Source organism: Nocardioides sp. SLBN-35, assembly GCF_006715725.1.
Classification (GTDB): Bacteria; Actinomycetota; Actinomycetes; order Propionibacteriales; family Nocardioidaceae; genus Nocardioides.
Map to the genome: position 1 here is coordinate 4538450 of NZ_VFNU01000001.1, position 10770 is coordinate 4549219.

The following is a 10770-nucleotide window of genomic DNA, read 5'->3' on the forward strand; positions in this document are numbered from 1 at the left end:
TATCAGCGACCCGTCGCCGTGAAGTGCTGGTAGTCCTTCAGCGAGCTCCACGAACCGCCCCACGACCAGCCGATCCGGGCGAACTCGCGGACCACCAGGTCGCCCGCATGGACGATGCCGGGTTGGGTCCGGGTCCGGTCGAGGTACGCCGACGCGCGCTCGGGGAGCACCACGTCGCCCTTGCTGTAGGGGTTGAGGAACGGGTTGACGTCGATCGCGAGACCGTAGGCGTGCGCGGACCAGGTCGTCTGACCGCGCGCCGCCCGGCAGACCAGCGCCGCGGTGTCGTTGCCGTCCCCGGTGGGTGGGGCGTCGAGGTCGGCGGTCGTCGGGAGCCGCATCTCCTCGATCGGGTACCCGGCCGCGAACAGGACCCGGAACACCGAGACGACGTCGTCGGCCTCCTCGGCGGCGAGGACCAGCTCGCCGGTGTGGGCCAGGCCGTCGAAGCCGCGGAAGGAGACGGTGAGGTAGGCCAGGTCCGCGAGCGCGACCGGGCACGCGGGCGACCAGGTCTCCCCCATCCGCTGCCGGACCGCGCCGGTGACCGGGCCGACGCTGGAGTGGAACCGCCCGTCGGCCGGCGGCGGGAGCAGGTCGGTCGTCGGGTAGCGGCGCACCCGCAGCGCCCTCGGCGTCGGGCGGATCTCCCCGAACCCCTGGGCGGTGCGGGGCAGCACGTGGACGCCCAGCTGCCAGGTGGAGTACGCCGGAGCGGGGCTCGGCGCGTCGGTGGCGGCCGGCTCCAGGATGCTCGAACCAGTGCTGGGACCGGTGCTGGGACCGGTGCTCGGACCGGTGCTCGGACCGGTCCTCGGATCGCCGCCGGTCGGCGCGGTCGTCGTACCACCGGAGCAGCCGGCGAGCAGCAGGGTCGCCGCGAGCAGCGCGGCGACCGGCCTCACAGCAGCCGCCGGTCCGAGGCCCAGCGGGTCAGCTCGTGGCGCGAGGAGAGCTGGAGCTTGCGCAGCACCGAGGACATGTGGGTCTCGACGGTCTTGATCGAGATGAACAGCTCCTTGGCGACCTCCTTGTAGGAGTAGCCGCGGGCGATCAGCCGCATCACCTCGCGCTCGCGCTCGGTCAGGCGGTCGAGGTCCTCGTCGACGCTCGCGAGGTCGGCGGAGAGCCCGGCGCCGGCGAAGGCGTCGAGCACGAAGCCCGCCAGCCGCGGGGAGAACACCGCGTCGCCCTCGGAGACCCGGGTGATCGCGTCGACCAGCTCGGGACCGGTGATGGTCTTGGTGACGTAGCCGCGGGCGCCGCCGCGGACCGTGCCGATGACGTCCTCGGCCGCGTCGGAGACCGACAGGGCGAGGAACCGGACATCACCGTCCTTGACCCGGCGGATCACCTCGACGCCACCGCCGCCGGGCAGGTGCACGTCGAGGAGGACGACGTCGGGCCGGTGCGCCTGCACCGCAGCGACCGCCTCGTCGACGTCGGCGGCCTCGGCCACGACCTCGACCCGGCCGGCGCCCGTGGCACCGAGCTCGGCGCTGACGCCGCGGCGGAACATGGCGTGGTCGTCGACGACGACCACGCGCACCGGGTCACTCATGGTTCTCCTTCGGGGTGTGGTCGAGGTGCAGGCGGACCTCGGTGCCCTCGCCGGGCGCGGAACGGATCTCGGCCCGGCCGCCGTGGCGCTCCATGCGGTCGATGATGCTGCGTCGTACGCCGAGCCGGTCCTCCGGGGTCGCGTTCGGGTCGAACCCGGCGCCACGGTCGCGGACGAACACGTCGATGCCCGCCGGGGTGATCTCGGCGTAGACGTCGACGCGCGGGACGCCCGCGTGCTTGGCGGCGTTGGTGGTCGCCTCGCGGGCGGCCTGGACGATCGGGCGGGCGGATTCGTCGTAGTCGCAGTCGCCGACGGCCACCACGTCGACCGCGACGCCGTACGCGTCCTCGATCTCGGCGGCCGCGGCCCGCAGCGCGCTGGCGACGGTGGCCTCGTCGAGCGACTCCCCGGCGTACAGCCAGGCCCGCAGGTCGCGCTCCTGGGCCCGGGCGAGCCGGGCCGCGTCGGCGGGGTTCTTCTGGATCAGGGCGAGGGTCTGCAGCACCGAGTCGTGGAGGTGGGCCGCGACGTCGGCGCGCTCCTGGGTGCGCACCCGTTCGGCGCGCTCGTCGGTCAGGTCGGACATCAGCCGGTAGACGAAGGGCCCGAGCACGATCGCGACGCCGAAGAAGGCGAGCACGATCGCCAGCGTCGCGTCGCGGGCCACCGTCAGCGAGCCGTCCCGCAGGGTGAACAGGACGAGCGCCACGACGACGAGGACGACGCCCGCGCCGATCCGCGCCCACGCGGCCCAGCCGCCGCCACCGACCACGAGCCGCACCGGGTCGGCCTTGCCGGTGGCGTCGAGCCAGCGCTCGCGCTGCGCCTCGTCGGCCTGCCGCCACAGCAGCGCGACGCCGACGACGGCGATGCCGACCGGCCAGATCCACCACCCGGTGCCGAGCAGCGCCTCGACCGTGAACACCGCCCCGATGCCGAGCACGGCCAGCGTGATCACCGGTCCGACGTCGGAGAGCCGGCGACCACGGCGACCGGGCCGGCGGCCGTCGCGGCTCGCGCCGGCCAGGCCGGGCGCGAGGTACGTCGGGGGCGGGCCGGCCGGGAGCAGGATCCACAGGGCGGCATACGCCATGACCCCGGAGCCGCCGATCACCGTCGCGATCACGAAGGCGGCGCGCACGAGGAGCACGGACACGCCGAGGTGGACGGCGAGGCCGGCGGCCACGCCGCCGATCATGGGCTCGCGCAGGTCGCGCCAGGCCCGTCGTACGTCGCGGGGCGGCGCCGGCGGTGCGGGCAGGGGCGCAGTCGTGCTCATGATGGATCCATCGTCACACAGCCCCTCGCGCGCCAGCAGGGGGAAGGACCCTGACCCGACCCTGATCCCGGCCCCGGGGACACCGGTGCGGATCAGGGCTGTCCCCGATGGTCCGGACCGTCTCGTGCCAACATGCTGGTTGACATGAACGCACCGACCGACACCGAGAACGAGCCTCACCGCGAGGGACCCCGGGTCACCCGCGACGAGGTCCGCGACCTCGCCCGGCTCCGCCGCAGCCGCGACGACCGCAAGGTCGCCGGCGTCGCCGCGGGGATCGCGCGACACCTCGACATCGACCCACTGCTGGTGCGCATCGCGTTCGTGATCCTGACCTTCTTCGGCGGTGGCGGCCTGATCCTGTACGCCGTGTGCTGGCTCTTCGTTCCCGAGGAGGGCACCGAGGACACGGTCATCCGCGTCGACGAGGGCATCCGCACCGCCGCGCTGATCATCGGCGGCGTGGTCGCGGTCGCCTCGGTCATCAGCGACACGGTCGGCGGGTCCGACTTCCCGTGGCCGCTGCTCGTGGTCGGCCTGATCGTGATCGTGGTCCTCGCCGGCAAGAACGCCGTCAAGCCGGGCGGGCCGACGCACCCGTGGCTGCGCGGCACCCCGGTCGGCCCTCCCCCGCCGCCGACGGAGCCCGGGGCTCCCGGCGCGACCTACTCGGCGTACCGCACCCCGGCGCCGGCGTACCGGCGCCCGGTCGACCCGCGCAAGCGCGGACCGCTGCTGTTCCCGTTCACGCTGGGCCTGGCCGCACTGGGCCTCGGCACCCTCGCCACGCTGCAGCTCGCCGGCGTCGACATCACCCCGTCGGCGTACCCCGCGACGGTGCTGGGCGTCACCGGCGTGATGCTGCTGGTCGGCGCGTTCTACGGCCGGGCCGGTGGCCTGATCCTGGTCGGCCTGCTCGCCGCCGGTGCCACGGCGGTCACCACGGTGGCCGACAGCATGGAGATCGGGCAGGAGCGGCCGGTGCTGCAGCAGGCCTCGGACCTCGCGCCGTCGTACGACCTGGGGGTGGGCGAGCTCCGGATCGACCTGACCGACATCCGCGATCTCGAGAACCTCGACGGGCACACCCTCGACCTCGAGCTCGGCGTCGGACACATCTTGGTGATCGTGCCGGAGGAGGGCCTCAACGTGGAGGCCCGGGGCACCATCGACGCCGGCGAGATCGCCATGTTCGGCAAGACGACCAGTGACGACTTCCGCGGCGACAACGGCATCGTCGACGGCGACCCCACCCTGACCATCGACGCCGACCTCGACCTCGGCCAGATCGAGTTCCGGAGCGCAGCATGAACGGCTACGACGAGCACACCACCGAACTCCCCCGTGAGGAGCGGCCCGCCGACGGCGACGACCGCCGACGCACGACCGGGTGGCACCGGGTCAACACCGGCCACCTGGTCATGGGCGTCGCGTTCACCGGCCTGGTGATCGTGTGGGCGCTGGCCGCCAGCGACACCGTGCAGATCGAGGACAACGGCTGGATCATGGGCCTGCCCTGGCTCGCCGCCGGCATCGCCGGCCTGCTCGCCTCGGTCCTGCGGGGCCGCCACTACGACCAGGGCTGGGACCAGAACGGCTGGGACGGGCACCAGATGCGGGGCTGGCAGTGACGCTCCCCCAGCTGACCGGGCTGACCTCGCTCGTGGCGCTCGAGCACCCCGGCCTGGTCGCTCCGCCGGTCGCCGCGGCCCTCGCCGCGTGGCCGGGTGCCGAGCGGATCGCGGTCGTGGAGATCGATCCCGAGCACGCCGACACGGCCGCGATGAGCGCGGCGTACGACCTGCCGATGACGTCCGGCGCCAACTGCGTCCTGGTCGCCGGCAGGCGGGAGGGCGAGGAGCGGATCGCCGCGTGCCTGGTCCGCGCCGACACCCGCGCCGACGTCAACCACACGGTCAAGCGGCTGCTCGACGTGCGCAAGCCGTCGTTCCTGCCGCTGGAGCGGGCGGTGGCCGAGTCCGGGATGGAGTACGGCGGCATCACTCCGGTCGGGCTGCCGGCCGGGTGGCGGCTGCTCGTCGACGGCCGGGTCCCGGAGATGGAGTGGGCCGTGATCGGCTCCGGCCTGCGCCGCTCCAAGCTCCTCGTCCCCGGGGACCTGCTCGCACAAGCCCCCGGCGCCGAGGTCGTGGAGGATCTGGCTGGCTGAGCGCCCTTGTAACTACGTGTTACGTCGCCCTTTTGGGTGTCAGAGCACCGAGGTAGTAGCAACAACGCCCGGGTAGTCCCGTACGCGCGGGCTCGACACCGACGAGCCGACGTCGGGTCGGTCGCAGAGGCGCGCGCCCATCTACCCGGGTGCTCCTGCTACTACCCGGGCGCTGTTGCATCGGAATTCGCGCTGTAACCCTTCGTTACAAGTGCCGCAGCGCGTCAGTGGTCGAGCCCGGTGACCCGGATGCCCGAGTGGGTCTTGTACTTGCGGTTGATCGAGATCAGGACCGCGGTGAAGGGCTCGAGGACGCGGGCGAGGCGGAGCTTGCCGCCGTCGATGCCGGGGCGGCCGGTCACGGACGCGGCGAGGTCGATGGCGACCTGCTTGCCCTCGAGGGTGTCGCCGACGACGATCACGTCCTCGTCGAGGAACTCGTCCTCGCCCCACAGCGCGGGAGCAGCGACGTTGTGGAAGGCACCGACCACGACCGCGCCGGGCACGATCTCGGCAGCGGACTCGGCGGCCGAGCCCTCGCCGTTGTTGATGACGCGGCCGTGAGCGCCGCGCTTGTCGAAGGCGAGCGGGTTGACGCAGGAGATGACGGTCTTGCCGTCGAGGGCACCGCCCTCGGCGAGGGAGGCGACGAGCTCGTCGTGGCCGTCGTACGGCACCGCGAGGAGGACGACGTCGGCGGCGGCGATCGCGTCGGCGTTGGCGGCGCCGCGGGCCGTGCCCGCGCCCTCGAGAGCCGTGAGCCGGGAGGTCACCTCGGCGGCAACGGCCTCGGCCTTCTCGGCGGCGCGGGAGCCGAGCACGATGTCGTGGCCGTGGCGCGCGAAGCGGTAGCCCAGGCCCTTGCCCTGCGGGCCGGTGCCGCCGATGACGGCGACGGTGTAGCGGTTGGGGGAGGTCTCAGAAGTCACGCTTCCTCCTATCACGCGCGCGACGGGCGGCTGGTGCCCGTCTCACCGACGGCAACCATGGACATTGTGACAGTATTACTGTCACAGTTGTGCTGTCGGTGACGGAACACCGGCAATCGTCACCGTGGCCGAGAGGCCGGAAGGGATGCGTTCATGAAGCTGTCGATGCCCCTCGTCTATGCGGGGAACCCGCGCGAGTCGGCCGACCAGGTCGTCGCTCTGGAGAAGGCCGGACTGGACACCATCTGGGTCGCCGAGCCGTACGGCTTCGATGCCCCCACCCTGATGGGCTACCTCGCCGCGAAGACCGAGACGGTCGAGATCGGTGCCGGCATCCTCAACGTCTACTCCCGCACCCCGGGCGCCCTGCTGCAGACCGCCGCCGGTCTCGACAACGTGTCGGGCGGTCGGGCGGTGCTCGGCCTCGGCGCGTCCGGCCCGCAGGTGATCGAGGGCTTCCACGGCCTCCCCTACGACCGCCCGTTGACCCGCACCCGCGAGGTGATCGAGGTGCTCCGCGCCGGCCTGCGCGGCGAGCGGCTCGACTTCCAGGGCAAGACGATCCAGGTCCCCCTGCCCGAGGGCCAGGGCCTCGGCCTGGGCAAGCCGCTCAAGCTGCTCAACCGGCCCGAGCGCGCCGACCTGCCGATCTGGGTCGCGGCCCTGGGCGACAAGAACGTCGCGATGACCGCCGAGGTCGCCGACGGCTGGCTGCCCTTCCTCTACTACCCCGAGAAGGCCACGGAGGTGTGGGGCGACCCGCTGGCGCGAGGCGCCGCCAAGCGCTCGGCGGACCTGGCTCCACTGGAGATCTGCGCCGGCGGCATGGTCGCCATCGGCGAGGGCCCCGAGACCAAGGCGCTGCTCGACTTCATGCGCCCCCTCTATGCGCTGTACGTCGGCGGCATGGGCGCACGCGACAAGAACTTCTACAACCAGCTGGCCTGCGAGTACGGCTTCGAGAAGGAGGCCAAGGAGATCCAGGACCTCTACCTGTCGGGCAAGAAGAAGGAGGCCGAGGCGCTCGTCCCGCTCGAGTGGCTCGAGGCCGGCAACCTGGTCGGCCCGGCGTCGTACGTCCAGGAGCGGATCGCGGCCTTCAAGGAGTCGGGCGTGACGAACCTGTCCGTCTCGCCGGCCTCGGACGACCCGGCCGGCACCATCGCACAGATCAAGGAGTGGGTGAGCTGATGCCCGAGCGTCCCAGCATCTACGAGACCGAGCACGAGGACTTCCGCAGGACGGTCCGTGCCTTCATGGAGCGCGAGGTCGTCCCCTTCCACGCACAGTGGGAGAAGGACGGCATCGTCAGCCGCGAGGTGTGGCGCAAGGCCGGCGAGGCCGGGATCCTCAGCTTCGAGGTGCCCGAGGAGTACGGCGGTCCCGGCATCAAGGACTTCCGCTACAACGCGATCGTGGCCGAGGAGTGTGCCCGTGCCGGCGCCAGCGGCCCCGGCTTCGCCGTCCACACCGACATCATCGTGCCGTACCTCGTCGCCATCGCGAACGACGAGCAGAAGCAGCGCTGGCTGCCCGGCACCGTGACCGGCGAGACGATCACCGCGATCGCGATGACCGAGCCCGGTGCGGGCTCGGACCTGCAGGGAATCCGCACCACCGCGGTCGACAAGGGCGACCACTACGTCCTCAACGGGTCGAAGACGTTCATCAGCAACGGCATCCTCTCCGACCTGGTCATCGTGGTCGCGAAGACCAACCCGGAGGCCGGCGCCCACGGCATCAGCCTGCTCGTCGTCGAGGAGGGCATGCCGGGCTTCACCCGCGGCACCAACCTCGACAAGCTCGGCCTCAAGGCCCAGGACACCGCGGAGCTCAGCTTCGACAACGTCGAGGTGCCCAAGGCCAACCTGCTCGGCGAGGAGGGCCAGGGCTTCATCTACCTGATGCAGAACCTGCCCCAGGAGCGGGTCTCGATCGCCACGATCGCGATCGCTGCGATCGAGCACGTCCTCGACCTGACCCTCGACTACGTGAAGACCCGCGAGGCGTTCGGCAAGCCGATCGCCAAGTTCCAGAACACCCGCTTCACGCTGGCCGAGATGGCCACCGAGGCCTACATCGCCCGGGTGTTCGTCAACCACTGCATCGAGCAGCTCAACAAGGGCGAGGTCGACACCGCGCTCGCCTCGATGGCCAAGTGGTGGACCACCGAGCTGCAGAAGAAGATCGTCGACCAGGGCGTGCAGATGCACGGCGGCTACGGCTACATGCTGGAGTACCCCATCGCCAAGGCGTACGCCGACACCCGGATCCAGACCATCTACGGCGGCACCACCGAGATCCAGAAGGAGATCATCGGGCGCTTCCTCGGCCTCTGACCCCTCCCGCTCGCCCGACGACCCCGGAATGTCACATTTCGGGGTCGTCGTGTGTCTGGTGGTCGGCGCAGACTTCCGGAGGAGCCCGAAAGGGCTCAAGGCAAAGAGTTCCCGTCCCACGATGAATCAGGGGCGATCTCAGGGTCGGTCCGGAGGAATCCCCGATGCCGATGTCCCCGCTCACTGGAAGTGTGAACGCCATGCACCGTCAGATCGCCGGCAAGCTGACCGGCCCCGTCACCAAGTGGATCGTCCTCGTCGCGGTCATCGTGATCGCCGGCGGCCTGGCCTCCTTCGCCGGGAAGCTCGTGGACGTCCAGAACAACGAGACCGAGTCCTGGCTGCCCGAGAGCGCCGAGTCGACCAAGGCCTTCGAGAAGCTCGAGGCGTTCCAGGACCCCTACGACGTCGGCACGACCGTCGTCTACTACCGCGCGTCGGGCCTCACCGACGCCGACCTCGCCGCCATCGAGACCCAGGGTGGGGAGATCGGCAAGCTCGACGGCGTCAGTGACGTCGTCACCCCCCAGGCCGCGCAGGCGGCCGGCGTACCCGCGCCGTTCGTGTCCGCGGACGGCAAGGTCGCCAAGCTCGAGTTCACCGTCAACTACGGCGACGAGCTCTGGGAGGTGCTGCCGGACCTCAAGCCGAAGATCGACAAGATCATCGCGATCGACGGGGTGAGGTCCTACCTCGCAGGAGCCGGCGGCCAGAGCGCCGACGCCGCGACCATCTTCTCCTCGGGCGACAGCAACCTGCTGCTGATCACCCTCGGCGTCGTCGTCCTCATCCTGCTCGTCACCTACCGCAGCCCGATCCTGTGGCTGTTGCCGATCATCACCGCCGTGGTCGGGCTCGGGGCCTCGATGGGCGTGCTCTACTTCCTCGCCAAGAACACCAGCCTCACCGTCAACGGGCAGACCCAGTTCATCCTCACGGTGCTCGTGATCGGCGCCGGCACCGACTACGCCCTGCTGCTGGTCGCCCGCTACCGCGAGGAGCTGCGACGCCACGAGGACCGGCACGAGGCGATGGCGTTCGCCCTGCACCGGGCCGCTCCCGCCATCCTGGCCAGCTCGGCGACCGTCGTGGTCGGCCTGCTCTGCCTGATGTTCGCCGACCTCAACTCGACCGCCGGCATGGGCCCCGCCAACGCCGTCGGCATCGCGGTCACCTTCGTCGTGATGGTCACCCTGCTGCCGGCGCTGCTGGTGATCTGCGGGCGCTGGGTGTTCTGGCCGTTCGTCCCCCACTTCGGCAGCACCGAGCCGACGGCCTCGGGCCTGTGGGCCAAGGTCGGCAAGGGCATCGCCCCGCGGCCCCGTCTGGTCTGGATCGGTACGGCGGCCGTGCTCGGCCTCCTGTGCCTGGGCTTCCTGCGCCTCGACACGGGCGGCATCCCGAGCGACGAGCAGTACACCAAGGACCAGGACTCCGTGATCGGTCAGACGATCCTCGTCGAGCACGGCCTGGTCGACGCGAGCACGCCGATCCAGGTGGTGGCGAACGCCGACCGCGCCGACGACGTGGTCGCCGCGATGTCGAAGGTCGAGGGCATCTCCGCGCCGGTCGCGGTCGCGGAGAAGGACGGGATCGCTTTGATCGTCGCCGACCTCACGAGCGACCCCTACTCCGACTCGGCGACCGCGGCGGTCGAGGACGTCCGCAGCGCCGTCCACGGGGTGCCCGACGCGGACGCGCTGACCACCGGCATGACCGCGGTGTCGATCGACATCATGGATGCGTCGGCACGCGACAACAAGGTGATCATCCCGATCGTGCTCGGCGCCGTGCTGCTGATCCTGGCCGGGCTGCTGAGGTCGATCCTGTCGCCGGTCCTCCTCATCGGGACCGTGATCCTGTCCTTCGGCGCCGCCCTCGGCATCTCCGGCCTGGTCTTCGACCTGCTCTACGGCCGCGAGCACACCGATCCGGGCTTCCCCCTGTTCGCGTTCGTCTTCCTGGTCGCCCTGGGCATCGACTACAACATCTTCTTGATGACCCGGGTGCGCGAGGAGGCAGCGACCCACGGGACCCGGCGCGGGTCGCTGATCGCGCTGTCCTCGACCGGCGGCGTGATCACCTCGGCCGGGCTCGTGCTGGCCGCGACCTTCGCGATGCTCGCCACGATGCCGATGACCTTCACCCTGCAGCTCGGCACCACGGTCGCCCTCGGTGTCCTGCTCGACACGATGATCGTCCGCTCGGTCCTGGTGACGGCCCTCAACCTGGACCTCGGCGGGAAGATCTGGTGGCCGAGCAGGCTCGACCGGGGCGCGCCGGCGGTCGAGCCGCCGGCGACCGAGCCGGACCGGATGCCCGCGGGCGTCTGACCGGGTCCGACCCCGCGTCGGACGCGTTCCCTACGACGCTCCCACGGGCCGAACGGGCGGCCTGTGGGAGCGAGGGGTCCTCCACGGCGGAGCCGAGCGGCCGCGGCACGGTGGTCACCTGGAGCCTCCCGGGCTCCTACCACGGCACCTTCGTCG

10 protein-coding genes are annotated in these 10770 nt (G+C 71.3%); 6 read left to right on the forward strand and 4 right to left on the reverse strand.

The genetic code is table 11. The features are described 5' to 3' along the window. Window positions 1-2: 2 nt before the first annotated feature. The 3 genes from FBY23_RS21915 to FBY23_RS21925 are packed head-to-tail and all read right to left on the reverse strand — an operon-like array spanning window position 3 to window position 2843. The gene (locus FBY23_RS21915) at window positions 3-905 is read right to left on the reverse strand and encodes a M15 family metallopeptidase (protein WP_222117906.1); all 903 of its coding nucleotides are present in this window, start codon (window positions 903-905) and stop codon (window positions 3-5) included. Then, window positions 902-1561, reverse strand: coding sequence for a response regulator transcription factor (locus tag FBY23_RS21920; protein ID WP_141800075.1), 660 nt, complete (start codon window positions 1559-1561; stop codon window positions 902-904). Before FBY23_RS21920 ends, FBY23_RS21915 begins: the two co-directional genes overlap by 4 nt. Then, window positions 1554-2843 (reverse strand): ATP-binding protein, encoded by a 1290-nt coding sequence (locus FBY23_RS21925; protein WP_141800076.1) that lies wholly within the window; start codon window positions 2841-2843, stop codon window positions 1554-1556. The genes FBY23_RS21920 and FBY23_RS21925 overlap by 8 nt, the downstream gene beginning before the upstream one ends. Before the next feature lie 144 nt (window positions 2844-2987). Here FBY23_RS21925 and FBY23_RS21930 point away from each other — a divergent pair, with 144 nt between their 5' ends. The 3 genes from FBY23_RS21930 to FBY23_RS21940 are packed head-to-tail and all read left to right on the forward strand — an operon-like array spanning window position 2988 to window position 5013. Then, complete coding sequence (locus FBY23_RS21930) at window positions 2988-4154, forward strand: PspC domain-containing protein (protein ID WP_160158330.1); 1167 nt, start codon at window positions 2988-2990, stop codon at window positions 4152-4154. Further along, window positions 4151-4474 carry a hypothetical protein gene (locus FBY23_RS21935; RefSeq protein WP_141800078.1) on the forward strand — a complete coding sequence of 108 codons (324 nt, stop codon included), beginning with the start codon at window positions 4151-4153 and terminating at the stop codon, window positions 4472-4474. Before FBY23_RS21930 ends, FBY23_RS21935 begins: the two co-directional genes overlap by 4 nt. Next, window positions 4471-5013: a YbaK/EbsC family protein gene (locus tag FBY23_RS21940; protein ID WP_141800079.1), complete on the forward strand. Its 543-nt coding sequence runs from the start codon at window positions 4471-4473 to the stop codon at window positions 5011-5013. The genes FBY23_RS21935 and FBY23_RS21940 overlap by 4 nt, the downstream gene beginning before the upstream one ends. 224 nt (window positions 5014-5237) lie before the next feature. On the opposite strand, the gene npdG is transcribed toward FBY23_RS21940, so the two are convergent. Beyond that, complete coding sequence (gene npdG, locus FBY23_RS21945) at window positions 5238-5942, reverse strand: NADPH-dependent F420 reductase (protein ID WP_141800080.1); 705 nt, start codon at window positions 5940-5942, stop codon at window positions 5238-5240. 153 nt (window positions 5943-6095) lie between these two features. Here npdG and FBY23_RS21950 point away from each other — a divergent pair, with 153 nt between their 5' ends. The 3 genes from FBY23_RS21950 to FBY23_RS21960 all read left to right on the forward strand — a co-directional run bounded on the left by FBY23_RS21950 (window position 6096) and on the right by FBY23_RS21960 (window position 10614). After that, a complete protein-coding gene (locus FBY23_RS21950) occupies window positions 6096-7133 on the forward strand; it encodes an LLM class F420-dependent oxidoreductase (RefSeq protein WP_141800081.1) in 1038 nt (345 codons plus the stop codon). Then, on the forward strand, window positions 7133-8281 hold the full coding sequence (locus FBY23_RS21955; protein WP_141800082.1) for an acyl-CoA dehydrogenase family protein: 1149 nt from the start codon (window positions 7133-7135) through the stop codon (window positions 8279-8281). The genes FBY23_RS21950 and FBY23_RS21955 overlap by 1 nt, the downstream gene beginning before the upstream one ends. A 200-nt stretch (window positions 8282-8481) precedes the next feature. Next, entirely contained in the window at window positions 8482-10614 is a 2133-nt protein-coding gene (locus tag FBY23_RS21960) for an MMPL family transporter (RefSeq protein WP_141800083.1), read from the forward strand. The last annotated feature ends 156 nt before the right edge of the window (window positions 10615-10770 follow it).